This is a genomic window from Streptomyces lydicus (assembly GCF_000717345.1).
Classification (GTDB): Bacteria; Actinomycetota; Actinomycetes; order Streptomycetales; family Streptomycetaceae; genus Streptomyces; species Streptomyces lydicus.
Window position 1 is genome coordinate 66,588 of sequence record NZ_JNZA01000026.1, and the last position, 23,220, is coordinate 89,807.

Genomic DNA, 23,220 nt, shown 5'->3' on the forward strand with positions numbered 1-23,220 from the left:
CCGCCCGGCCCTGCGCCCGCCCGGCCTTGACCACACCCCCACCCCGTCACAGAATGTAACCGATCTCGGAACTAAACTACGTTCCGTAATCGTTGCCGTAGTGAAAGGGAGGAGGCGGCGGCACCCCAAGGCCCCGGTCGCCGAAGGGCGACGGCGAAGGGCTAGGCCGAAGGGTGACGCCGAAGGACGACGAACCGCAGGTGCCCAGCCGGAGCCGGCCAACAGCCGGAGGAGCCGACCGACAGCCGGACCGACCAACAACCGGAGCCGACCGGCAGCCGGAACCGACCAGCGGTCGGAACCGCGGACCAGCAGCGCCGGGCGTTCCCAGGCGCCAGGTGGGCGGCCTCATGGCCGACAGGTGGGCCGCCCACCAGCCGACGGGCTGTGGGCCAGGCGCCCGCCCGCAGCGTCGCGGCGTGGTGTCGACCGCGGCGTCGCGTCGGCCGGCGGCGTCGCGTCGGCTGGCCGGGCTGGGCGGTCGCCCGCTGCCGGCCCGGCCGACAAGCCGGCTAGATCTTGTTGAGGACCTGGCCGAGGAGGGCGCCCATCCGGGTCGCGGAGTCGCGGCCGGCCTGGAGGACCTCTTCGTGGTTCAGCGGCTCGCCCGTCATGCCGGCGGCAAGGTTCGTCACCAGCGACAGGCCCAGCACCTCGGCGCCGGCCTCGCGCGCCGCGATGGCCTCAAGGACGGTGGACATGCCGACCAGGTCGGCGCCCAGCGTGCGGATCATGCGGATCTCGGCCGGGGTCTCGTAGTGCGGGCCGGGGAACTGCGCGTAGACGCCCTCCTCCAGGCTCGGGTCGACCTCCTTGCACAGCGCGCGCAGCCGCGGCGAGTACAGGTCGGTCAGGTCGACGAAGTTCGCGCCGACGATGGGGGAGGTGGCGGTGAGGTTGAGGTGGTCGCTGATCAGGACCGGCTGGCCGGGGCGCATGCCCTCGCGCAGTCCGCCGCACCCGTTGGTGAGCACGATGGTCTTGCAGCCGGCCGCGGCGGCGGTACGGACGCCGTGGGCGACGGCGGCGACGCCCCGGCCCTCGTAGTAGTGGGTCCGGCCCAGGAAGACCAGCGCCCGCTTGTCGCCGATCTGGTAGGAGCGGATCTTGCCGCCGTGTCCGGCGACCGCCGGGGCGGGGAAGCCGGGCAGGTCGGTGACGGGGAACTCGTGCTCGGGCGCGCCCAGGGCCTCGGCCGCCGGCGCCCAGCCGGAGCCCATCACCAGGGCTACGTCGTGGGTCTCGGCGCCGGTCAGCTCGCGCAGGCGGGCGGCGGCGTCGGCGGCGGCGCTCTGCGGGTCGCGCGCGATGTCCGGGGTAACAGATGCGTTCACGCGGACGAGGGTAGCCGGTAATCCCCTACGCGCGTAGATGTCGCTGCTCACGGTCCTGGAATCGTTGTCTTGTGGCTTCCGCCAAATGGACTTCAGGATGCAGTTCGAGAGGGATTTCAGAGAGGGGCTTCGAGACAGGCTTGAGCAGGACTTCGAGGGGGAGGGGCTTCGGGCCTTGGGGGATGGGCTTCGGCCGCGTCGTGCGGCCCATGGGCGGCTTGGCGGCCCGGGAGGCCCTCGGCCCCGCATGCTCGTACGGCTGCCCGCACGATGCGGAAGGGTTCGGGCTCGCGCCCCGGCGTGACACCGTCCTCGCGCGCCCAGGTGAGTCCGGACACACCCCTCAGCTTCCGGCTGCGCCCCGGCGTGCTCCCGTACCCCCGTACCCCCGCTCGACAGCTCGACAGTCGACCGCGCGCCCCGCTCCCGGCTGAGCGGGGGCTCGCGACCCGCGCTCGCCTCAAGGCCGCTACCGTCGCCCCGGCCTCGGCAAGATCGCCGCTCCGGCCTCAGCAAGACCGGGCCCGGCGCCCGTCAGTCTCGACCGCTGCCCGGCCTCAGCCAAGGCCGCTACCGCCGCCCCCGCCTCAGCAAGGTCGTTTGCGGAGTTCCATGACGTAGTCGTGGGGGGCGCCGGCCGATTCGGCGGCGTCGGCGATTTCGCCCAGGTAGCGGGCGGAGGGGAGGCCGCCCTCGTAGCCGTTGAGGACGTAGATCCAGGCGGTCTCGTCGCCTTCGAGGGTGTGGACCCGTACCCGCATCCGGCGGTAGATGTCCATGCCGACGCCCTCCCAGCGGTCCATGGACTCCTCGTCCATGGGGGCGATGTCGTACAGCGCGACGAAGAGCTGGGAGTCCGGGTCCTCGACGACCGTCGCCAGTGCGCCCTCCCAGCCCATCTGCTCGCCGCCGAAGGTGAGCCGCCAGCCGTTGAGCCAGCCGGTGCCGCGCAGCGGCGAGTGCGGTGCGCGGCGGGACATCAGCCGCGCGTCGAGGTTGCCGGCGTACGCGGCGTAGAGCGACATGGTTCCGAGGGTACGGGAGGTTGCCCGTCGGGCTCGTGGTACCGGAGGTTCGCACGACGGGGCAGAGCGGAGCGTGCCCCGGGCGGCGCAAGGCATCCCGCCCCGGCCCCACGCCGTCTCCGCACCGCCCCCGCACTGTTTCTGTGCCGCCCCCGCCCGCCCCGTGCCGCGGTCCGCGCCCCCGGGCGAGAGGCACGTACGGGCGTGCGGGACAATGGAGTACGTGACTCGGATCGTGATCATCGGTGGCGGACCCGGCGGATACGAAGCGGCCCTGGTGGCGGCCTCTCTCGGCGCGGAGGTGACCGTCGTCGACTGCGACGGTCTGGGCGGGGCGTCGGTGCTCACCGACTGCGTCCCGTCGAAGACCCTCATCGCCACGGCCGAGGTGATGACCACCTTCGATTCGTCGTACGAAGAGCTCGGCATCATCGTCGAGGACGACACCCCCTACAAGGACCGGCCCGCCCGCGTGGTGGGGGTGGACCTGGGCAAGGTCAACCGGCGGGTCAAGCGCCTCGCGCTCGCCCAGTCGCATGACATCACCGCTTCCGTGACCCGTGCCGGCGGCCGGGTGATGCGCGGGCGCGGGCGGCTGGAGCCGGGGCAGGCGCCGGACGGGTCGCGCAAGGTGACGGTGGTCGCGGCGGACGGCTCGACGGAGGGCCTGATCGCGGACGCGGTGCTGATCGCCACCGGCGCGCACCCCCGCGAGATCCCCGACGCCCTTCCCGACGGCGAGCGGATCCTGAACTGGACGCAGGTCTACGACCTCGACGAGCTGCCCGAGGAGCTCATCGTGGTCGGCTCCGGCGTCACCGGTGCCGAGTTCGCCGGTGCCTATCAGGCGCTCGGCTCACGCGTCACGCTGGTCTCCTCCCGGGACCGGGTGCTGCCGGGTGAGGACCCGGATGCCGCCGCCGTGCTGGAGGACGTCTTCCGGCGCCGCGGCATGAACGTCATGGCGCGCTCGCGGGCCCAGTCGGCCAAGCGGGTCGGTGACCGGGTGGAGGTGACGCTGGCCGACGGGGGGACGATCTCCGGTACGCACTGTCTGATGGCGGTCGGCTCGATCCCGAACACCGAGGGCATCGGCCTGGAGGGTGCCGGGGTCAAGCTGAAGGACTCCGGTCACATCTGGGCGGACAAGGTCTCGCGCACCTCCGCCCCGGGCGTGTACGCGGCCGGTGACTGCACCGGCGTCTTCGCACTGGCGTCCGTCGCCGCGATGCAGGGCCGGATCGCGATGTACCACTTCCTCGGTGACGCGGTCACCCCGCTCAACCTCAAGACGGTCTCCGCGAACGTCTTCACCGACCCGGAGATCGCCACCGTCGGTTACTCCCAGGCCGACGTCGACGGCGGCAAGATCGACGCCCGGGTGGTGAAGCTTCCGCTGTTGCGCAACCCGCGCGCCAAGATGCAGGGCATCCGCGACGGTTTCGTGAAGCTGTTCTGCCGGCCCGGTACGGGCATCGTCGTCGGTGGTGTGGTCGTTTCCCCGCGCGCCAGTGAGCTGATCCATCCCATCTCGCTCGCGGTCGACAACAATCTGACCGTCGAGCAGATCGCCAGCGCCTTCACGGTTTACCCGTCGCTGTCCGGCTCGCTCGCCGAGGTCGCCCGCCAGCTGCACACGCGCAAGGGCGCCGGCGAGTAGCCGGGAGAACGGGAAGGCAGCCGCTGCGGCGACCGGGTGACGGGCGTCGCGGCGGCCGGCCGGAGCCGATTGAAAACTTTGTGCCCCCGGTGAGCACTTGGGATGAAACGTCCCTGCACGGCCCGGTGGGCCGGGGCGCGCCGCGGTCCGGTCGTCGTACCGGGCGGCAGGGGGCTGACCAGGCAGCAAGCGGCCCGGTCCGGCCGGGAGTTCGACGGACGAACGTCATATGCGTCCCGCATAGCACGTCACGCTGCGCTGCGTGAACAACTTCCGTTAATTGGTGCAACCTGCTGAAAACAGACGGTCGTTGGCGTTACTGTCAGTTTCGTGTTCGCTGCAGAACGTCGCCAATTGATCCTTGAAATGGTGCGCGCCAACGGGGCGGTATCGCTCCGGGAGCTCGCCCGCGTCGTCCAGACCTCCGAAGTAACCGTACGGCGGGATGTGCGGGCGCTGGAGGCAGAAGGACTGCTCGACCGCCGGCACGGCGGTGCGGTCCTGCCGGGAGGCTTCACCCGGGAATCCGGGTTCCCGCAGAAATCCCATCTAGCCACCGCGGAGAAGACGGCCATCGCCGATCTCGCGGCGGGCTTCGTCGAAGAGGGCGAGGCCATCGTCGTCGGCGCGGGTACGACCACCCAGGAGCTGGCCCGCCGGCTCGCCCGCGTCCCCGGTCTGACCGTCGTCACCAACTCCCTTCTGGTCGCCCAGGCGTTGGCCCATGCCAACCGCGTCGAGGTCGTGATGACCGGCGGCACCCTGCGCGGCTCCAACTACGCGCTGGTCGGCAGCGGTGCCGAGCAGTCCCTCCAGGGCCTGCGGGTGTCCCGCGCGTTCCTGTCGGGCAGCGGGCTGACCGCCGAGCGCGGGCTGTCCACGTCCAACATGCTCTCCGCCAGCGTCGACCGGGCGCTCGTCCAGGCGGCGGGGGAGGTGGTGGTGCTCGCCGATCACACCAAGCTCGGGTCCGACACGATGTTCCAGACCGTGCCGACGGACGTGATCACCCGCCTGGTCACGGACGAGCCGCCGGGGCACGACGACCGGGCCGCGACCGAGCTCCAGGCGCTGGCCGACCAGGGCGTGCAGATCGCCGTCGCGGGCGGCGCGGGTGCCGGTCACGGGGCGGGCCAGCAGGGGCTGGACAGTGCCGGTGAGCGCAGAGGGCCGCGGCGGGACGTGCCGCTGCCGGGCCAGCGGCGCAGTCACGCGCCGGGTGGCGGGGGCGGGGCGCCCCAGCTGCGCCCGGCCACGCCGCTGAGTGAGGCGCAGGGCGGCCGGGTCGCCGACCTGGCTCCCCGGCGGCGCTGAGCGCGGCGGGCGGAGGCGGCGCCGGACGGCGCGCGGGGTCCATCCCGCGGTGTGTCCGGTGGTGTCAGCGGCGGGTGGGTGCGGAACGGTTCCGCCTCACCGGGTGCCCGCCTTCAGCCCGCTCAGGGTGAGCGTCAGCAGCCGGTCGGCGAGCCCCGGATCGTCCGGGGACTCCTCGACGGCCAGCGCGATGCCGTTGGTCAGCTGCATCAGGTCGGTGATGTTCACGTCGGGGCGTACCGCGCCGGCCTGCTGGGCGCGGGCGAGGAGGGCGCCGCCGGCTTCCCGCATCGGTACGCTGCACCGCGCCATTCCCGAGGTCTCGTCCGCCGACGCGGTCATCAGTGCGCGGGACAGGCCGCGGTAGGTGCTGGCGTGGGTGATGATCGCGCGGAGCCAGTCGACGAGGGCGGTGCACGGCTGCGGGGCGTCGGCGAGTTCCTTGGCGTAGCCGAGCAGGGCGTCGACCTCGCCCTGGAAGACCGCGCCCATCAGGGCGGTGCGGTTGGGGAAGTGCCGGTAGAGGGTGCCGATGCCGACGCCGGCGCGGCGTGCGATGTCCTCCAGTGAGGTGTCCGTGCCGTGTTCGGTGAAGGCCGTGCGGGCCTCGGTCAGCAGCCGCTCGTAGTTGCGGCGGGCGTCGGCCCGCATCGGGCGGACGTCCTGTTCCCGCGCCGGTGCGGTCGCCTCCGGACCCCGCGCCGTCTGCCGCCGTCCTGCCGTCTCGGTCGCCATCGCCGTCCTCCCTCGGCCGGGCCGGTTGCGGCCCGGTGGCTCCAGGATGCCATTGCGTGGTGGGGGCCCGTTCCGGTGCGGAACCCCGGGCTTGCCGGAGGGTGCCTCGGCTTTGTTGCGTACGGTGCTGTCGCCGCGTCCGGTGGACGGCGGGCGGATCCGGTGTGAAGTCCCGGCGTACCCCCGTGGGCGCGCAGTCGAACACCTGCGGCGGGCCGCAACGCCGCGCCTCCAAGAGGCATCAAACCTGGCGCAAAGAGGTCTTCCGGGCGCTTCCGGAGACCTGGAAGGACGCCGTGGCGGGCCGCCGGGGGAGCGGTGCGCGGCGCGGGACATCTGGGGAATCGTCATGGGACTGACCAGCCGGTCGCTGTTGTACGCCATGGTCGCGGTCGCCGTGGTCTGCGTGGGGCTCACGCTCTGGCTGTGGCCGCGGTTCGCGGGGCGGGGGCCGCGGGCGGTGCTGGGGCGGCTCGGTTCGATCGTGGGTACCCAGCTGGCCGTCGTGGCGGCGCTGGGGCTGGCGGTGAACGCCAACTTCCAGTTCTACTCCTCCTGGCACGAGCTGCTCGGCCTGTACGACGACGCGCCGGCCGCCGTCGGCAAGTGGGGCGACGGGGGGACGGCGGGCCCGGCGGGCGATCCGTCGAAGGGGCTGGTGCAGACGGCCGGGCCGGACGGCCTGGAGAAGGTGCACGGGCTGCCGAAGGGCCCGCCGGAGCAGGTGGGCCGGGTGGAGTCGGTGCGGATCGTGGGCCGGCGGACCCGGGCGGTGGACCCGGCGTACGTCTATCTGCCGCCGCAGTACTTCCAGCCGCAGTTCGCCCGTCAGCGCTTCCCCGTCATCGTGGCGCTCAGCGGCTATCCGGGCGGCAGCTTCCTGCTGGGCCAGCACCTGCGGCTGCCGCAGACCGCCGCGCGGCTGATCCGGGCCGGCCGGATGCAGCCGACGGTCATCGTGATGATGCGGCCCACCATCGCGCCGCCGCGCGACACCCAGTGCGTCGATGTGCCGGGCGGCCCGCAGGCCGAGACCTTCTTCGCCCGCGACGTGCCGCAGGCGCTCGTCTCGCACTACCGGGTCGGCCACGACCCGGGTGGCTGGGGCGTCATGGGCTACTCGTCGGGCGGCAGCTGCGCCCTCCAGCTGGCCATGCGGCACGACCGTACGTACAGCTCGGCGGCGGCCCTGTCGCCCGATTACAGGGTCAGCAACGACCCCACGACCGGGAACCTCTTCGGTGACGGCCGGGACCGGGCGCGCCGCCGTCAGGAGCACGATCTGATGTGGCGACTGCGGCATCTGCCGGCGCCGCAGGTGAACGTCCTGGTGGGCACGAGCCGTTCCGGGGAGAAGAACTATCCGGCGGCCGAGGCGTTCCTGGCGGCGGTCCGGCCGCCGATGAAGGCGGACGCCCTGGTCCTCGACCACGGCAGCCACAACTTCGCGACCTGGCGGCGTGAACTGCCCGCCGCGCTGCTGTGGATGGACAGGCAGCTGACGTTCCCGGAGGACGTGGTCGGCAACTCGTAGGCGAGCGGCCGGCCTCGTCCGGACAACGGGCGAGGGGCTCCCGGCGGCTGGTGCCGGGAGCCCCTCACACGTGGTCGCGGGTGCGCGTCAGTCCTTGATCTCGCAGATCACCGCGCCGGAGGTGAGGGCCGCGCCGACCTCGGCGGTCAGGCCCTTGACGGTGCCGGAGCGGTGCGCGTTGAGCGGCTGCTCCATCTTCATGGCCTCCAGGACGACGATCAGCTCGCCCTCGGTGACCTGCTGGCCCTCCTCGACGGCGACCTTCACGATGGTGCCCTGCATCGGGGAGGCGAGCGCGTCACCGGAGGCGGCGCTGCCGGCCTTCTTGGCGGCCTTGCGCTTGGGCTTGGCTCCGCCGGCGACCGCGGCGCGGGCCAGCGGCATGCCCAGCGAGGACGGCAGCGAGACCTCCAGGCGCTTGCCACCGACCTCGACGACGACGGTCTCGCGGCTGTCCGCCTCGGCCTCGTCGCCGCCGGGGGCGGCGAACGGCGGGATCTCGTTGACGAACTCGGTCTCGATCCAGCGGGTGTGGACCGTGAAGGGGTCCGCGGAGCCGGTGAGTTCGGGGGCGAAGGCGGAGTCCTTGACCACCGCGCGGTGGAACGGGATGGCGGTGGCCATGCCCTCGACGGTGAACTCGTTCAGCGCGCGGGCGGCGCGCTGCAGCGCCTGCGCGCGGGTGGCGCCGGTGACGACCAGCTTGGCCAGCAGGGAGTCCCAGGCCGGGCCGATGACCGAGCCGGACTCCACACCGGCGTCCAGGCGGACACCGGGGCCGGACGGCGCGTCGAACCTGGTGACCGTGCCGGGCGCGGGCAGGAAGTTGCGGCCCGGGTCCTCGCCGTTGATGCGGAACTCGAAGGAGTGGCCGCGCACCGCCGGGTCGTCGTAGCCGAGTTCCTCGCCGTCGGCGATCCGGAACATCTCGCGGACCAGGTCGAGGCCGGTGACCTCTTCGGTGACCGGGTGCTCGACCTGGAGGCGGGTGTTGACCTCCAGGAAGGAGATGGTGCCGTCCTGGCCGACGAGGAATTCGCAGGTGCCGGCGCCTTCGTAGCCGGCTTCCTTGAGGATGGCCTTGGATGCGCGGTACAGCTCGGCGTTCTGCTCGTCCGTCAGGAACGGGGCCGGGGCCTCCTCCACCAGCTTCTGGTGGCGGCGCTGCAGGGAGCAGTCACGGGTCGACACGACGACGACGTTGCCGTGCTTGTCGGCCAGGCACTGGGTCTCCACGTGCCGGGGGCGGTCGAGGTAGCGCTCGACGAAGCACTCGCCGCGGCCGAAGGCGGCAACTGCCTCGCGCACCGCGGAGTCGTACAGCTCGGGCACCTCGTCGAGCGTGCGGGCGACCTTCAGGCCGCGGCCGCCGCCGCCGAAGGCCGCCTTGATGGCGATCGGCAGGCCGTGTTCCTTGGCGAACGCGACGACCTCCTCCGCGCCGGAGACCGGGTCGGGGGTGCCGGCGACCAGCGGCGCACCGGCGCGCTGGGCGATGTGCCGCGCCGCGACCTTGTCGCCGAGGTCGCGGATGGCCTGCGGGGGCGGTCCGATCCAGGTGAGGCCCGCGTCGAGGACGGCCTGGGCGAACTCGGCGTTCTCGGAGAGGAAGCCGTAGCCGGGGTGGATGGCGTCCGCGCCCGAATCGGCGGCGGCGGCCAGGACCTTGGCGATGTCCAGGTAACTGGTGGCAGGAGTGTCACCGCCCAAGGCGTATGCCTCGTCTGCCGCGCGTACGTGCAGGGCGTCCCGGTCGGGGTCGGCGTAGACGGCTACGCTGCCGATCCCCGCGTCCCGGCATGCACGGGCAACGCGAACAGCGATTTCGCCACGGTTGGCGATGAGCACCTTGCGCACGATGGGTCCTTCCTTGGCGCTTCGCCGCAACAAATTTGGATGCGGCGATTTTAGGGACTGGCGACACCGCGTGCCGACCCGTTCCCCGGGGTGAGCTTGCCCACACGGAGTGTGCTCGGAGCGCCGGCGAGGGGCCTGAGTCCTCTGGTATCCCAGGGTAGGCCCGGATTTCCGGGCTCGGAGCCGGGACGCGATGTGGCCTAGGTCTCGATCTTCCGACGTCCAGCGGATCGTCAATTCTTTGTGGAGTCCCTACGAATGGGCGAAGGAAACTTTGCTGCGGCTCCGTCCGCCGGGCGTGCCGCGGGACGCCGTTCGCGGTCCGCCGGCACCCACTCGTGCACGACCCTTGCCCCAGCTATTACCCATTAGTAGCGTGCCCGATGTCTTCTGTACTCGCGGTAACGGATGTTCTTCCGGGGCGCGGCGACAGTCCTGCGGCGAGCGGCAACGGAAGTGGGTGGACGGTGGTGGCACGACGGCCGGTGGCCTTGGTGGCGGCGGTGGTACTGGTCCTGGAGGCGTGCGGGATCGTGCTGCTCAACTGGATCCTGAGCATCGTGGTGGACCGGCAGCAGATGTCGCTGGCCGGGCTGGAGCCCGGTGCGATGTCCACCGGTTCGTGGGTGGGCGGCGGCGTCTTCGGCCTCTACCTCCTGCTGTGCGCCGGCATCCTGGTCCGCACCGCGCTGCGTGACCGCGCGCCGGGCGGTTTCGCCCGGATCGTGCTGATCAGTGCCGTGGTGGTGCACGGCATGGTGGGCGCGTTCGCCATCGGTCTGGTCGGCTGGGTCGCCTTCGTCGCGATGATGGTGGTGCTGGCGCTGCTGGTGTTCACCCTGGTGGCGTACGGGGAGGGTCGGGCGCGCGGTGGCGACGGCCCGGCCGCGGACGGCGCGCCGACCGGTCCGCGACCGGCGGCACCGGGCGCGGCCTGAGCGGTCCGAGCGCCGTGGCCGGGGGCTGAACTCCCGCCCGCGGCGCCCGTTTCGGCCCGCCCGCGCTCCCCGGTCCGAGGCGGTCCCCGGCCCCGCGACACGCCCGGGTAGTCTCGTCGCGCGGTGTCGTCGGACGGGGGTTGATGCGCATGCGGGCGCCGGTTGCGGGTGCCGGGGGACCGGTACGGACGGGTGTGCCGGGCACGGTCGGCCCGTACACGGTGCTGGGCCGGCTGGACGGCGAGGCGCCCGGGCTGCCCGTACCGGAGCAGCGGCTGATCGGGCGGAGCGCGGACGGGGACCGTACGGTCCTGATCGGTGTGCCGCTGCCCGGCGCCGACCCGGGGCGGTTCCTGGCCGAGGCGGACGCCTCGCGCTATCTGCTCGGGCCGTGGTCCTGGCCGGCCGTCGAACTCGCCGCGCCCGGTGAGCCGCCCTGGCACGCCCGCCCCTACCTCCCCGTCCTCCCGCTGCCGACCGCGCTCGCGGTGCACGGTGGGCCGCTGCCCGAGCGCACCGTACGGGCGCTGGGCGCGGCCCTCGTGGAGACGCTGATCATCGGGCACGGGCAGGGCCTCACCCATGCCGGAGTGTCGCCCGCCGCCGTCCTGTTGGCGGCGGACGGGCCCCGGCTGAGCTGCTTCGGGGCGGTACGGGCCGCGGCGGCGGACGGCGCCGGGCGCTCCGGGCTGCCGGGCCTGGAGTCCGGGAGCCTGCCGCCCGAGCAGGCCGGCGGCGGGCCTCCGCAGCCGGCGGGTGACGTCTACGCGCTCGGCGCGACGCTCGCCTACGCCGCCACCGGCCACACCGTGCCCGAACGGGACGAGCTGCCGGCCGCCCTGCGGACCGTCGTCACGTCCTGCCTGTCGCGGGACCCGGCGGCCCGGCCGCGCCCCGGCGAGCTGCTCGACGCGATCGGCCCGCTGCCCGCACATCCCGCCACGGCCCTCGACAGCGGCGGTGGGCCCGCCGGGCGGGCCGCCGCCGCGCTCGGGCCCGGCTGGCTGCCCGGCCGGATCATCGCGGCGCTGGCCCGCCAGTCGGCCGAACTGCTCGCCGCGACCCTCCCGCCTCCGCCCGCCGCACGCCAGGACTGACGCCCGCCATGCCTTCGCCGCTCACCCATGACGACCCGCCCGGCCTCGGCCCGTACCGTCTGCTCGCCCGGCTGGGCAGCGGCGGCATGGGCACCGTCTATCTGGGCCGCTCCGCGGGCGGCCGGACCGTGGCACTGAAGACCGTGCACGCCCGGATCGCGACCGAGACGGAGTTCCGCACCCGCTTCCGGCTGGAGTCGGACGCCGCCCGGGTCATCGGCGGCCGGTACGGCGCCCAGGTCGTCGAGGCCGACCCGCTCGCCGACACCCCGTGGCTCGCCACCGAGTACGTCCTCGGCCCGCCGCTCGACGAGGCGGTCCGGCTGGCCGGTCCGCTGCCGGAGGCCGCGGTGCGCGCCCTGGGGGCGGCGCTGTGCGGGGCGCTCGGGCAGCTGCACCGCTCCGACGTGGTGCACCGCGACCTCAAGCCGTCGAACATCATGGTCACCGCGTTCGGCCCGAAGGTCATCGACTTCGGCATCGCCCGCGCGCTCGGCGACGACCGGCTCACCCACGCCGGTGCGGCGGTCGGCACGCCGGCGTTCATGTCGCCGGAGCAGGCCACCGGCGCCGAACACGACCCCGCCGGGGACGTGTTCGCGCTCGCCGGGGTCCTGGTGTTCGCCGCCACCGGCCGGGGTCCCTTCGGCGACGGGCAGCCCGCGGACCTCCTCTACCGGGTCCGCTACGCCGAGCCGGACCTCACCGGCACCCCCGCCGCCCTCGTCCCGGTCCTGGCCCGCTGCCTGGCCAAGGACCCCGCCGAACGCCCCGGCACGACCGAGCTGGCTGCCCAACTGCACGACGGGTCGGGGGAGTTCGCCGACCACCTGCCGGACGCGGTGCTCGCCGAGATCGGGCGGCGGGCGGGCGAGGTGTGGCAGGTCGAGCCGCGGCGGCTGCCCGCACCGCCCGAGCAGCCGGCGACCCTCCCGTCCGCCGACGCCCCCGCCGCGCCCCGGCTCTCCCGCCGGGGGCTGCTGCTGGCGGGCGCGGGCTCCGTGCTCGGCGTGGCCGGCGCCGGGGCCGGGGTGTGGGCGTGGCTGGGGCGGGACGGGACCGCTGCCGGCCCGGGCACCGGACCGGGGTACACCCAGCCGAAGGCGGGGCCGAGCGTCGGCGCGCTGAAGAAGAAAAAGCTGGACTCGGTGTGGCAGAAGCAGACCGGTGGGCCGGCCGACGACCAGTCGCCCGAAGTGCCCATGGTGGCCGGCGACCAGGTCGTCCTGGTGGCCAACGCCGAGGCGCGCGGCGTCGACCCGAGGTCCGGGGAGTCCCGGTGGACGTTCTCGCTGTGGGCGGACGACTCCTGGCAGGTCGCCTCGGACGGCACACACGTCTACCGGATCCTGCGCGTCGAGCACGGCCAGGACCTGGCCACGAAGACCGTCTCGTGGTTCCTCGCCGGCGTCGACCTCGCCACCGGCAAGGCCGGCAAGCACCTCGCCCCGGTGTCCGACGCACAGCACAACGGCATCCTCAGCCGGCTGCTGGCGGTCGCCGACGGCACCGCCTACCTGGCGATCTCCCACGGGAAGGTCAAGCGGTACGAGCGCCAGTCCCCCTGGTTCGTGATCGCGGTGGACCTCGCCTCGGGACGCCGGAAGTGGTCGGACCCGGTGCCGTTCCACCCGGCCAGGAGCGACGACAACCACTTCATCGCCGCCAAGGCGACCGGCAACCGCCTGGTCCTCTTCCAGCAGACGAACGACAACAAGGTCCGGATCGTCGCCCGCGACACCCGCACCGGCAAGGTGGCCTGGGACAAGCCGTGGAACGGCGCCGACCCCCGGTTCGTGCGGGACCCGCTCGCGGTCGACGACCGTCATCTCTACCTGGGCTACGGCCCGTTGCGGGCGCTGCGGCTGAGCGACGGCGGGCAGGCGTGGGACACGTCCGCCGTCCGCGCCGGGAAGACGTACGGGCCGGCGGTCCTCAAGGGCGGCGCGGTGTACACGGTGGAGAAGGGCCTCGGCCTGGTGTCGTACGGCCCCGGCGGCGGGCAGCCGCGGTGGGCGGAGAAGAGCGCGGAGGGGCCGCGGGCGGAGCACGTGGTGCGGCCCGTGATCGGCTCCGAGTACGCCTACACGTACAGCAGGACCGACGGCGTGCTGCGGGCTGTCGGCCTCACCTCGCGCACCACCGAGCAGCTGTACACCACCAGCGGGACCCGCTTCACCGCCCACGAGAAGAGCCGAATGATCATCGCGTCCGACTCCCATTTCCTCGCCGGCTTCCCGCTCCGCTGAACCCGCCGGAAGGACTCCGCCCATGAAACCCCTCGGCACCGGCGACCCGCTGCGCCTCGGCCCGTACCGCCTGCTCGGCGTGCTCGGCGAAGGCGGGATGGGCAAGGTCTACGTCGGCCAGGACGGCGAAGGCACCGTCGCCGCGGTCAAGGTGCTCCGGCCCGAGCTCACCGGCGAGGCGAACCTCGCCCGCCGCTTCGTCCGCGAGGCGCAGGCCGCGACGGCCGTGACGAGCAAGGGCGTGGCCCGGGTCCTGGGGACGGACACGGAGGGCGGACGGCCGTGGATCGCCACCGAGTTCCTGGCCGGCCCGACCCTCGACGAGGCGGTCGAGACGTACGGCCCGTTCGACGAACCGGCGGTGCGCGCCCTCGCCGCGTCGCTCGCCCGCACCCTGGTGGACATCCACGCCACCGGGCTGGTGCACCGCGACCTCAAGCCCCCGAACATCGTGCTGACGTCCGGCGGTCCGCGCGTCATCGACTTCGGCATCGCCCGGCCCGAGCACGGCCTGACCCTCACCACCACCGGCCAGGTCCCGGTCACCCCCGGCTACGGCGCCCCCGAGCAGGTCCTGGGCCGCCGGGTCGCCGCACCCGCCGACGTCTTCTCGCTGGGCGCGGTCCTGGTCCACGCGGCCGGCGGCCGGCGGGCGTTCGACGGCGCCCACATCGCCGCCCTCCAGTACAAGGTCGTCCACGACGAGCCCGACCTGACCAGCGTCCCGGAGGTGCTGCGTCCGCTGATCGCCCCCCTCCTGGCCAAGGATCCGGCCGCCCGCCCCACGCCCGACCGGATCGCCGCGGCGTTCGCGCCGCCGCGGGGTGCCGAACGGGCCTGGCGGCGCGGCCCGGTGAGCCAGGCGATCAAGGAGCGGGAGAGCGGCATCCACGAGCTGACCACCACGCTCGTCGCGGGCGCCGCCCCGCAGCGGGTCTCCCGGCGCCGGCTGCTCACCGGCCTCGCCACGGGCGGCGCGGTCCTCGCGGCGGGCGGCGGCGCGGCCGCGGCGTGGTGGCCGCGTCCGCCGGCGCCACCCGGGAAGAAGGTCGACCTCTTCGCCTTCCCGCCCGCCGCCAGGACGCCCGTGGCGCACGTGCTGAACCCGGACGACGGCGACATGATCGTCGGCGGCTCGCCGAAGGAACTGTGGGTCGTCCACGGCCTCGGCGCGGACACCCCCGCCCCGCTGCCCGTCCGGGACGTCATCGTCTTCGGCACCCGCGACGGCGGGATCGCCGCCCACAACGTCGTGGACGGCAAACGCCGTTGGGCCGCCCGCGACATCAAACCGACCGGCCGCTACCTCTCCCTCTCGGATCGCCTGATAGCCGCGGTCGACGCCAAGGGGACGCTGCGCACCTTCGTCCCCTCCACGGGGGAACGCCGCTGGACCGCCGACGTCCGGGCCCACCAACTGCTGGCCGCGGACGACGAGGCGGTCTACCTCGTGACCGAGGACCACCGGCTGCGCGCCGTCGCCCGCTCCGACGCGACGGTCCGCTGGACCGTGCGTCCACCCGAGGGCTTCCGCGGCACGCTCGCCCCGCCGGGCGTCGCCGCCGAAGGCCGGCTGGTCGTCTCCACCGACAAGGGGGACGTCCTGGCGTTCGCCACCTCCGACGGCCGCCGGGTCTGGGAGTTGCGCAACCAATGGGACGCCCTGATCCGACCGGCCGTCCACGGCTCCACGGTCTATCTCAACGGCACCACCCTCACAGCGCGACGGCTGGCTGACGGAAAGGAGTTGTGGAAGGTCGAAGCCCGGGACGCGGCCTGGCACAAACACCAGGACTGGGGCCCGGCGACGCCGTACGACGACAATCTGCTCTATGCCACGCACGGCAACTGGGCCCGCAAGATCAAGCGCAGCGACGGCAGCAAGATCCTGGAGTGCCGTGGGACGGCTGACCTCAGCTGCCCGGTGCTCGCTCAGGGCAACGGTGTGTGGTCCATCGACGAGGCCATCTGGAAGCAGGTCAACGCGGTGGACCAGCGGACCGGCTACCTCGTCTGGGAGTACAAACTCCCTGAGGCCGAACGACGCTGGCTGGCGGCTGCCGGCAACCGCGTCTTCGTCATGAATGACGAGGCGCTCTATGCCCTGCCGGTGTTTTGACGTCCGTCCCGGGGCAGGGGTTGACGGCTGCAGACGGCTTGAGCGGTAGGGCGAGGCGCTGCGCGAGGTGCGCATTTTGAGGAGCCCTCATCAGCCCCTTTCACTAGCCTGTGTTGATCACCTCGGGCACCTTTGCGAGGCGATCGCGGTGAGAGTTCCTCTGGGACCGCAGAGGGATGCGGAAGCGTCAACTACGAGGGGGAAAGTATGCGGAAGACACGTGTGAGGGTGATGGCAGCGGTCGCGTGTGCGCTGATCGGCACTGCGCTGACCGGCGGCAGCGCGATGGCGAGCACTCCTGTACCGACGGACGTGCGCACTGTGCAGAGCGGACCGACAGGTCACGGACCGACCCTTGAAGCGGTGACGTTGCGAGCTGAACCGACCACACAGTCCGCTGCCTTGGGCGTTATCCCCAAGGGCTCGAAGGTCCTCATCTACGAAGGTGCGGTCCACGGGATGTACAAGGCTTGTGGAAAACGCGGGAACCTGTGGCTGCACGTGGTGGACCGCATGGGGGCTGAGGGATGGGTCGTCCGCACCTGCGTGAAGACGAACGCCTGGCCGTCGTGAACGGTCGGCGGGCCCGGGACACCGGTCCCGGGCCCGCCCCGCCTCAGTGCTTCACCGGTGCGTGCTCCCGCAGGATCTCCATGAACGCGCGCATCCAGTCGGGGTGGTCGTTCCAGGCGCGGGCCGAGACGACCTTGCCGTCGACGACCGCCGAGCCGTCGACGAAGACGCCGCCGCCCATCTCGACGTCGGGGGCGCAGGCCGGGTAGGCGGCGGTGCGGCGGCCCTTGAGGACGCCGAGGGGGGCCAGCGAGACGGCCGCGTGGCAGATGTGGGCGACGGGCTTGTCGGCGTCGAAGAAGTGGGTGACGACCCGGCGGTAGTCGGCGTCGTTGCGGAGGTACTCGGGGCCCCGGCCGCCGGGGAGGACCAGCGCCGCGTACTCGGCCGGGTCGACCTCGGACAGGGCGAGGTCGGACGGCCAGGAGTGGCCCTCGCGCTCGATGTAGGTGTCGAAGCTGTCGACGAAGTCGTGGACGACGAACTTCAGCTTCTTGCGGGACGGGGCGGCGACCCGCGGTTCGTAGCCCTCCTCCAGCAGCCGCTGGTAGGGGTAGAAGAACTCCAGGTCCTCGGTGGCGTCGCCGGCGATCAGCAGGATCTTGGGCATGCTGCCTCCTCCTCGTGAGCGCATCAACCGGTCTGATCGGGGTGATCGGGCCGTATCGGATCAATCGGTTCCCCACGCCGGGACGTTGAATGCGCCGGCCCGGGCCGGCTTTCCGGATTCCCCGGCGGCGGGCCCCGCCCCGGCCGGGGTCAGGCCGCCGCGCGGGCCGCCGTGCCGGGCGCCGTGCCGGCCGGTTCGCCCGTGAGCCGGGCCGCCCGGCGCCGCACGAGGAGGCCCTGCACCGTGTACGTCACCGCCAGGTAGAGGTGGAGGGTGGACAGGCCCAGCAGGCCGGCGGTGGCGGTGTGGTCGATCCACTGAGCCATCGCGGCGTGCACGGCGGCCGACACCAGCCACAGCGCCGTGGTGAGCGCGGTCCCCTTCCGCAGCACCCCGCCGTCCGGGCCGCGCCAGACCCGTACCGTCCGGGCCCGGACGACGCCCAGCGGCACCGCCAGGGCGAGGGTCAGCACGACCAGGGCGACGGGCAGCGCCGTCAGCGGGTGGTTCTTGGTCGCCGACGCGACGCCGAAGGCGAGGGCGGCCACGCCCAGGACGCCGAGGACGGCCGTGCCGATCAGCGGTGCCGTGGCGCGCACCGGCCGGGTCCGCAGCTGGCGGCGGACGATCAGTGCGACGACCAGCAGGGCGAGGGCCGGTCCGGCCGTGGTGTGCATGGTTCCCCCCGTTTTTTGTGTGGTGTGCCGGTCCCGGCGGTCAGGTCCACAGGTCGGTGATGGCGACGCCGAGGTCCGCGAGGAGGCGGCGCAGCAGCGGCAGGGACAGCCCGATGACGTTGCCGGGGTCGCCGTCGATGCCGTCGATGAAGGGTGCGGAGCGGCCGTCGAGGGTGAACGCGCCGGCGACGAAGAGCGGTTCGCCGCTCTCGACGTAGGCGGTGATCTCGGCGTCGGTCGGCTCGCCGAAGCGGACCGTGGTCGAGGCGGTCGCGGACACCTGCCGGCCGTCGGCGGTGTCGATGAGGCAGTGGCCGGTCTGCAGGACGCCGGAGCGGCCGCGCATGGACTTCCAGCGGGCGGTGGCGTCCTCGGCGTCGGCCGGCTTGCCGAGGGCCCGGCCGTCCAGTTCCAGCACCGAGTCGCAGCCGATGACCAGTGCGCCGTGCGCTTCCGGGCGGGCGGCGACCGCGGCGGCCTTCGCCTCGGCGAGTATGCGGGCCAGCTCACCGGGGGTGGCGGCGCTCAGCGCGTCCTCGTCGACGCCGCTGACGATCACCTCGGGCGCCAGCCCGGCCTGGCGCAGCAGGGCCAGCCGGGCGGGGGACTGGGAGGCGAGGACGAGGCGGCGGGGGCGGGCATGTTCGGTCATGCCCGCCATCGTACGGAGCCGCGGCGGGTGGGGGGCGGCCGGACTACTTGCCCAGTACCGCCTGCATCACCTGCTTGGCGATCGGGCCGCCGAGCTTGCCGCCGGCGATCTCGGAGCGCGGGATGTCCATGTCCTTGGGGTCGACGAAGACGGCGACCGCCACCGGGGAGGAGCCGTCGCTCTGCTTGGCGTAGGACACGAACCAGGCGTAGGGGCGCTCGTCGTTGACGTTCGCGCCGTGCTGGGCGGTGCCGGTCTTGCCGCCGACGGTCACGCCGTCGATGGCGGCCTTGTCGGCGGTGCCCTTGTCGACGGTGTACTCCATCATCTGCTGCACCTTCTTCGCGGTGCCGGCGGAGACGGCCTGGGACATCAGCTTCGGCTCGAACTTCTGCATCGTCGACAGGTCGGGGCCGCGCAGTTCGTCGACGAGGTGCGGCGTCATCAGCTTGCCGTCGTTGGCGAGCGCCGCGGCGACCATCGCCATCTGCATCGGGGTGCTGGTCAGGCTGCCCTGGCCCATGCCGGTGAGCGCGGTCTGCGGCTTGTCGAGCGACTTCGGGTAGAGGCTCTTGGTGGCCAGCAGGTCGCCGAACTCCTTGTCGTAGACGTCGGAGTTGAAGCCGAACTTCTCCGCGGTCTCGCGCATCTTGTCCTTGCCCACCTTCAGCGCGGTGTCCAGGAAGACGTTGTTGCACGACCACTGCATGCCGGTCTTGAGGGACGCCTTGTCGCAGGGCGCGCCGGCCACGTCGTTGCCGATCTTCGTGCTGCTCAGCGGCAGCTGGTACGGGGCGGGGGCGCCCGAGGGGGCGTCGATGTCGCTGACCACGCCGTGCTCCAGGGCCGCGGCCGCGGTGAGGATCTTGAAGGTGGAGCCGGGGGCGTAGGTCTCGCGCAGCGCCCGGTTGCTGAGCGGCTTGCTCTTGTCGGCGTCCAGCGCCTTGAACTTGCGGGCCTCGGAGTTGGAGATGCCGGCGAAGACCGACGGGTCGTAGGAGGGGGTGGAGGCCAGCGCGAGGATCTTGCCGTTGCGCGGGTCGAGGGCGACCACGGCGCCCTTGGCGTTCAGGTCGGTCAGCCCCTTGTAGGCGGCCTTCTGCGCCTTGGGGTCGATGGTGGTGATCACGTCGCCGCCGCGCGGCTTCTCGCCGGTGAGGATGTCCTGGGCGTGCTTGAGGGCGAGCCGGTCGTCTTTGCCGGAGAGCAGCTTGCTGTAGATGCCTTCCAGGAAGGTGCTGCCCTGGGCCTGCGAGGCGAAGCCGGTGACCGGCGCGTACATCGGGCCGTCCGTGTACGTCCGCTTGTACTTGAAGTCGCCGGCGGTCGCCACGGAGCCGGTGACCGGCCGGCCGCCGACGATGATGTTGCCGCGCGGGTAGGAGAACGCCTCGATCTTGACCCGGCGGTTGTTGGCGTCGTTGGCGAGATCGTCGCCCTGGACGAACTGGACCCAGGTCACCCGGACCAGCAGGGCCAGCACCAGCACCCCGCAGAAGACGGCTATATGCCTCAGCGGCCTGTTCATCGTTCTCCCACTCCCCGTCGACCGCGCCGCCCGGGGACGGCGAGCGTCCGAATTGCGCTCTTCGAGAGTGAAAGATGAGATTCCGGGGGCTCTGGTTGCGGCCGAGGCGTGTGAGCGTTACCTCCCGCGGGCGGGAACTTTTGCCCCGGGCGTGGGCGTCGGCGGTCAGCGCGACGAGAGCAGGAACATCAGCAGCACCGCGGCCACGGCCAGCACGATGCCCAGCCGGCGGAGCTTGGCCTGCACGTCGCGCAGCTCCTCGGGCGGTTCATCGGGCGGATCGGACCACAGCATGTATCGATCCTGTGCCCGGAACGTCCCCGGCGCCTGAGTACGCGTACTCAGGCGCCGGGGCGCAAAGGACTAGTCCGTGCATCATGCACCGACCTGCCCGGTGGGCCGGTCCGGCGCGCGCGACCGGTCAGCGCGGCCAGTGGCTGGTCCGCCAGGCCCGCGGTCCCGGGTGCGGCATGCGGGACCGGGCCGGCACCGTCGTCGCCGGATCCGACCACTCGGTGCCGGAGTCACCGCTGCCGGGGGCCGGGCCGGCGGCGGCCGCCGCGGCCCGGGCCTGCACCACCGCCAGTGCGGCGGCCAGCTCCTCAGGGGTCGGGTTGCCCCGTACGACCTTGATCATCCTCGACCGACCTCCTACAGCGGGATGTTGCCGTGCTTCTTCGGCGGCAGGGCCTCGCGCTTGTTGCGCAGCGCGCGCAGCCCCCGGACGATGTGCCGGCGCGTCTCGGACGGCATGATCACCGCGTCGACGTAGCCGCGCTCGGCCGCCACGTACGGGTTGAGCAGGGCCTCCTCGTACTCCCGGATCAGCTCCTGGCGGCGCTCCTCCTGCGCGGCCGGCTCGTCGATCGCGGCGAGCGTGCGGCGGTGCAGGATGTTGACCGCGCCCTGCGCGCCCATGACCGCGATCTGCGCCGTCGGCCAGGCCAGGTTCAGGTCGGCGCCCAGGTGCTTGGAGCCCATGACGTCGTACGCGCCACCGAACGCCTTGCGGGTGATGACCGTGATCAGCGGGACCGTCGCCTCCGCGTACGCGTAGATCAGCTTGGCGCCGCGCCGGATGATCCCGTCGTACTCCTGGTCCGTGCCGGGCAGGAAGCCGGGGACGTCCACGAAGGTCAGCACGGGGATGTTGTAGGCGTCGCAGGTCCGCACGAACCGCGCGGCCTTCTCGCTCGCCTTGATGTCCAGGGTGCCCGCGAACTGCATCGGCTGGTTGGCGACCACGCCGACCGAGTGGCCCTCGACCCGCCCGAAACCGGTGACGATGTTCGGCGCGAAGAGCGACTGGGTCTCGAAGAACTCCCCGTCGTCCAGGACGTGCTCGACCGCCGTGATCATGTCGTACGGCTGGTTGGCCGAGTCCGGGACCAGGGCGTCCAGCTCGCGGTCGTAGTCCGAGGTCTCCAGGTCCGCCTCCTCGGGGAAGACGGGCGGGTCGGAGAGGTTGTTGGACGGCAGGTAGGACAGCAGTCCCTTGACGTACTCGACGGCGTCCTTCTCGTCACCCGCCATGTGGTGCGCCACGCCGGAGGTGGTGTTGTGCGTCCGGGCGCCGCCCAGCTCCTCGAAGCCCACGTCCTCACCGGTGACCGTCTTGATGACGTCCGGGCCGGTGATGAACATGTGCGAGGTCTGGTCGACCATGACCGTGAAGTCGGTGATGGCGGGGGAGTACACCGCGCCGCCCGCGCAGGGGCCGACGACCAGGCTGATCTGCGGGATCACGCCCGAGGCGTGGGTGTTGCGGCGGAAGATCTCGCCGTACATGCCCAGCGAGACCACGCCCTCCTGGATGCGCGCGCCGCCGGAGTCGTTGATGCCGACGACCGGGCAGCCGGTCTTCAGCGCGAAGTCCATCACCTTGACGATCTTCTCGCCGAAGACCCCGCCGAGCGCCCCGCCGAAGACCGTGAAGTCCTGCGAGAAGACGGCCACCGGGCGGCCGTCGACCGTGCCGTAGCCGGTCACCACGCCGTCGCCGTACGGGCGGTTCTGCTCCAGCCCGAAGTTGGTCGAGCGGTGCCGGGCGAACTCGTCCAGCTCGACGAACGAGCCCTCGTCCAGCAGCAGGTCGATGCGCTCACGCGCCGTCAACTTGCCCTTCGCGTGCTGCTTTTCCACCGCCCGGGCGGAACCGGCGTGCGTGGCTTCGTCGACCCGCCGCTGCAGATCCGCCAGTTTGCCCGCGGTGGTGTGGATGTTTGCTTCCGGCTCGGACATCGGGATGCGGCTCCTGCTCGTCCTGGACTGGTGCTCGTACTGAGGGTGGTACGTGTGTGGCTACCAACCCGTAGCGTATCCGCGGGGCTGCTCAGCGGCACTGCGTCGTTGACCACACCTAGGCTGGTGCCATGACGCCTCAACCGCCGGGAAACCGGGACAAAGACGCCGGTCGCTGGAGCGATCTGGGCCGCCCGCCGCTGAACGCCACCGCGCTGCGCCGGGCACTGGTGCGCCCCGGCAGCCTCTGGACGTCCCTCGACGTCGTTCCCGCCACCGGCTCCACCAACACCGATTTGGCGGAACGGGCGTCGAAAGGCGCGGCCGAGGGGGCCGTTCTGGTGGCCGAGGAGCAGTCCGCCGGCCGCGGCCGGCTCGACCGCACCTGGTCGGCGCCCCCGCGCTCGGGCCTCTTCTTCTCCGTCTACCTCACCCCGCGGGTCCCCGCGGCGCGCTGGGGGTGGCTCCCGCTGCTCGCCGGAGTCGCCACCGCCACCGCCCTCACGCGCACCGCCGGCGTCGACACGGCACTCAAGTGGCCCAACGACCTCCTGGTCACTGTCGAGGGCGCCGAACGCAAGGCCGGCGGCATCCTCGCCGAACGGACCGACGGCGGCGTCGTCGTCGGCATCGGCCTCAACGTCACCCTCACCGCCGACGAGCTGCCCGTCCCCACCGCGGGCTCCCTCGCCCTGGCCGGCGCCCGCACCACCGACCGCGACCCGCTGCTGCGCGCCGTGCTGCGGTCCCTGGAGCACTGGTACGGCGAATGGCAGACCGCCGACGGCGACCCCGACGCCAGCGGCCTGCAGGCGACCTACGCCGCGGGCTGCGCCACCCTGGGCCGCGAGGTGCGGGCCGAACTGCCCGGCGACACCTCGCTCACCGGTGAGGCGGTCGCCATCGACGGTGACGGACGGCTGGTGCTGGCGACCGGCGAGGGCGTGCAGCAGCCGGTGGGGGCGGGCGACATCATCCATCTGCGAGCTACCGGAGGGGACGGCGCCGAACGGCCGGAGTGACCCGCCGTCGAGAGCCCGACGGCAGCCCGCCCTGACAGCAACCACCCACGGCTCC

General features: G+C 72.7%; 20 protein-coding genes. 9 read left to right on the plus strand and 11 right to left on the minus strand.

Annotated elements, in window-relative coordinates:
• Window positions 1–512: 512 nt before the first annotated feature.
• Entirely contained in the window at window positions 513–1,334 is an 822-nt protein-coding gene (locus OO62_RS23695; RefSeq protein ID WP_033269578.1) for a purine-nucleoside phosphorylase, read from the minus strand.
• A 587-nt stretch (window positions 1,335–1,921) separates the two neighbouring features.
• Complete coding sequence (locus OO62_RS23700; RefSeq protein WP_033269579.1) at window positions 1,922–2,359, minus strand: gamma-glutamylcyclotransferase family protein; 438 nt, start codon at window positions 2,357–2,359, stop codon at window positions 1,922–1,924.
• A gap of 214 nt (window positions 2,360–2,573) precedes the next feature.
• On the opposite strand from OO62_RS23700, the gene OO62_RS23705 reads away from it, so the two are divergent.
• On the plus strand, window positions 2,574–4,019 hold the full coding sequence (locus tag OO62_RS23705; protein WP_033269580.1) for an NAD(P)H-quinone dehydrogenase: 1,446 nt from the start codon (window positions 2,574–2,576) through the stop codon (window positions 4,017–4,019).
• 330 nt (window positions 4,020–4,349) lie between these two features.
• Entirely contained in the window at window positions 4,350–5,333 is a 984-nt protein-coding gene (locus OO62_RS23710; RefSeq protein WP_077193331.1) for a DeoR/GlpR family DNA-binding transcription regulator, read from the plus strand.
• A 96-nt stretch (window positions 5,334–5,429) separates the two neighbouring features.
• On the opposite strand, the gene OO62_RS23715 is transcribed toward OO62_RS23710, so the two are convergent.
• Complete coding sequence (locus OO62_RS23715; protein ID WP_033269582.1) at window positions 5,430–6,068, minus strand: TetR/AcrR family transcriptional regulator; 639 nt, start codon at window positions 6,066–6,068, stop codon at window positions 5,430–5,432.
• Window positions 6,069–6,417: 349 nt separating this feature from the next.
• On the opposite strand from OO62_RS23715, the gene OO62_RS23720 reads away from it, so the two are divergent.
• Entirely contained in the window at window positions 6,418–7,602 is a 1,185-nt protein-coding gene (locus OO62_RS23720; RefSeq protein ID WP_033269583.1) for an alpha/beta hydrolase, read from the plus strand.
• A gap of 87 nt (window positions 7,603–7,689) precedes the next feature.
• Here the strand turns inward: OO62_RS23720 and OO62_RS23725 are convergent, their stop codons facing one another.
• Complete coding sequence (locus tag OO62_RS23725; RefSeq protein ID WP_033269584.1) at window positions 7,690–9,459, minus strand: acetyl/propionyl/methylcrotonyl-CoA carboxylase subunit alpha; 1,770 nt, start codon at window positions 9,457–9,459, stop codon at window positions 7,690–7,692.
• Between the two features lie 470 nt (window positions 9,460–9,929).
• Here OO62_RS23725 and OO62_RS23730 point away from each other — a divergent pair, with 470 nt between their 5' ends.
• From OO62_RS23730 to OO62_RS39085, 5 genes are all read left to right on the plus strand, one after another.
• The gene (locus OO62_RS23730) at window positions 9,930–10,397 is read left to right on the plus strand and encodes a hypothetical protein (protein ID WP_228332519.1); all 468 of its coding nucleotides are present in this window, start codon (window positions 9,930–9,932) and stop codon (window positions 10,395–10,397) included.
• 149 nt (window positions 10,398–10,546) lie between these two features.
• Window positions 10,547–11,494: a protein kinase family protein gene (locus tag OO62_RS23735; protein ID WP_051733545.1), complete on the plus strand. Its 948-nt coding sequence runs from the start codon at window positions 10,547–10,549 to the stop codon at window positions 11,492–11,494.
• Between the two features lie 8 nt (window positions 11,495–11,502).
• The gene (locus OO62_RS23740) at window positions 11,503–13,743 is read left to right on the plus strand and encodes a protein kinase domain-containing protein (RefSeq protein WP_078617330.1); all 2,241 of its coding nucleotides are present in this window, start codon (window positions 11,503–11,505) and stop codon (window positions 13,741–13,743) included.
• A 22-nt stretch (window positions 13,744–13,765) separates the two neighbouring features.
• A complete protein-coding gene (locus OO62_RS23745; RefSeq protein ID WP_033269587.1) occupies window positions 13,766–15,862 on the plus strand; it encodes a protein kinase domain-containing protein in 2,097 nt (698 codons plus the stop codon).
• Window positions 15,863–16,093: 231 nt separating this feature from the next.
• The gene (locus OO62_RS39085; protein WP_157850166.1) at window positions 16,094–16,435 is read left to right on the plus strand and encodes an SH3 domain-containing protein; all 342 of its coding nucleotides are present in this window, start codon (window positions 16,094–16,096) and stop codon (window positions 16,433–16,435) included.
• Between the two features lie 43 nt (window positions 16,436–16,478).
• Here OO62_RS39085 and OO62_RS23750 read toward each other — a convergent pair whose 3' ends face one another.
• The 7 genes from OO62_RS23750 to OO62_RS23775 all read right to left on the minus strand — a co-directional run bounded on the left by OO62_RS23750 (window position 16,479) and on the right by OO62_RS23775 (window position 22,143).
• Window positions 16,479–17,045: a DJ-1/PfpI family protein gene (locus OO62_RS23750; protein ID WP_033269588.1), complete on the minus strand. Its 567-nt coding sequence runs from the start codon at window positions 17,043–17,045 to the stop codon at window positions 16,479–16,481.
• Between the two features lie 149 nt (window positions 17,046–17,194).
• Window positions 17,195–17,722 carry a hypothetical protein gene (locus OO62_RS23755; protein ID WP_051733546.1) on the minus strand — a complete coding sequence of 176 codons (528 nt, stop codon included), beginning with the start codon at window positions 17,720–17,722 and terminating at the stop codon, window positions 17,195–17,197.
• Window positions 17,723–17,762: 40 nt separating this feature from the next.
• The gene (locus OO62_RS23760; RefSeq protein WP_033269589.1) at window positions 17,763–18,374 is read right to left on the minus strand and encodes a nucleoside triphosphate pyrophosphatase; all 612 of its coding nucleotides are present in this window, start codon (window positions 18,372–18,374) and stop codon (window positions 17,763–17,765) included.
• 43 nt (window positions 18,375–18,417) lie between these two features.
• Entirely contained in the window at window positions 18,418–19,902 is a 1,485-nt protein-coding gene (locus tag OO62_RS23765) for a peptidoglycan D,D-transpeptidase FtsI family protein (protein ID WP_033269590.1), read from the minus strand.
• Between the two features lie 165 nt (window positions 19,903–20,067).
• Window positions 20,068–20,196, minus strand: coding sequence for a morphogenic membrane protein MmpB (gene mmpB / locus OO62_RS41380; RefSeq protein WP_266105137.1), 129 nt, complete (start codon window positions 20,194–20,196; stop codon window positions 20,068–20,070).
• 127 nt (window positions 20,197–20,323) lie between these two features.
• Complete coding sequence (locus tag OO62_RS23770) at window positions 20,324–20,539, minus strand: acyl-CoA carboxylase epsilon subunit (protein WP_033269591.1); 216 nt, start codon at window positions 20,537–20,539, stop codon at window positions 20,324–20,326.
• Between the two features lie 14 nt (window positions 20,540–20,553).
• Window positions 20,554–22,143: an acyl-CoA carboxylase subunit beta gene (locus OO62_RS23775; protein WP_033269592.1), complete on the minus strand. Its 1,590-nt coding sequence runs from the start codon at window positions 22,141–22,143 to the stop codon at window positions 20,554–20,556.
• Window positions 22,144–22,274: 131 nt separating this feature from the next.
• Between OO62_RS23775 and OO62_RS23780 the strand changes: the two genes are divergently transcribed.
• The gene (locus OO62_RS23780) at window positions 22,275–23,165 is read left to right on the plus strand and encodes a biotin--[acetyl-CoA-carboxylase] ligase (RefSeq protein WP_033269593.1); all 891 of its coding nucleotides are present in this window, start codon (window positions 22,275–22,277) and stop codon (window positions 23,163–23,165) included.
• Window positions 23,166–23,220: the final 55 nt, after the last annotated feature.

Coding starts and splice junctions, on each gene's coding strand:
- OO62_RS23700 (WP_033269579.1), bottom strand. CDS start 2,359: ATGTCGCTCTACGCCGCGTACGCCGGCAACCTCGACGCGCGGCTGATG.
- OO62_RS23705 (WP_033269580.1), top strand. CDS start 2,574: ATGGAGTACGTGACTCGGATCGTGATCATCGGTGGCGGACCCGGCGGA.
- OO62_RS23715 (WP_033269582.1), bottom strand. CDS start 6,068: ATGGCGACCGAGACGGCAGGACGGCGGCAGACGGCGCGGGGTCCGGAG.
- OO62_RS23720 (WP_033269583.1), top strand. CDS start 6,418: ATGGGACTGACCAGCCGGTCGCTGTTGTACGCCATGGTCGCGGTCGCC.
- OO62_RS23735 (WP_051733545.1), top strand. CDS start 10,547: ATGCGGGCGCCGGTTGCGGGTGCCGGGGGACCGGTACGGACGGGTGTG.
- OO62_RS23740 (WP_078617330.1), top strand. CDS start 11,503: ATGCCTTCGCCGCTCACCCATGACGACCCGCCCGGCCTCGGCCCGTAC.
- OO62_RS23745 (WP_033269587.1), top strand. CDS start 13,766: ATGAAACCCCTCGGCACCGGCGACCCGCTGCGCCTCGGCCCGTACCGC.
- OO62_RS39085 (WP_157850166.1), top strand. CDS start 16,094: ATGGCAGCGGTCGCGTGTGCGCTGATCGGCACTGCGCTGACCGGCGGC.
- OO62_RS23750 (WP_033269588.1), bottom strand. CDS start 17,045: ATGCCCAAGATCCTGCTGATCGCCGGCGACGCCACCGAGGACCTGGAG.
- OO62_RS23755 (WP_051733546.1), bottom strand. CDS start 17,722: ATGCACACCACGGCCGGACCGGCCCTCGCCCTGCTGGTCGTCGCACTG.
- OO62_RS23760 (WP_033269589.1), bottom strand. CDS start 18,374: ATGACCGAACATGCCCGCCCCCGCCGCCTCGTCCTCGCCTCCCAGTCC.
- OO62_RS23765 (WP_033269590.1), bottom strand. CDS start 19,902: ATGAACAGGCCGCTGAGGCATATAGCCGTCTTCTGCGGGGTGCTGGTG.
- mmpB (WP_266105137.1), bottom strand. CDS start 20,196: ATGCTGTGGTCCGATCCGCCCGATGAACCGCCCGAGGAGCTGCGCGAC.
- OO62_RS23770 (WP_033269591.1), bottom strand. CDS start 20,539: ATGATCAAGGTCGTACGGGGCAACCCGACCCCTGAGGAGCTGGCCGCC.
- OO62_RS23775 (WP_033269592.1), bottom strand. CDS start 22,143: ATGTCCGAGCCGGAAGCAAACATCCACACCACCGCGGGCAAACTGGCG.
- OO62_RS23780 (WP_033269593.1), top strand. CDS start 22,275: ATGACGCCTCAACCGCCGGGAAACCGGGACAAAGACGCCGGTCGCTGG.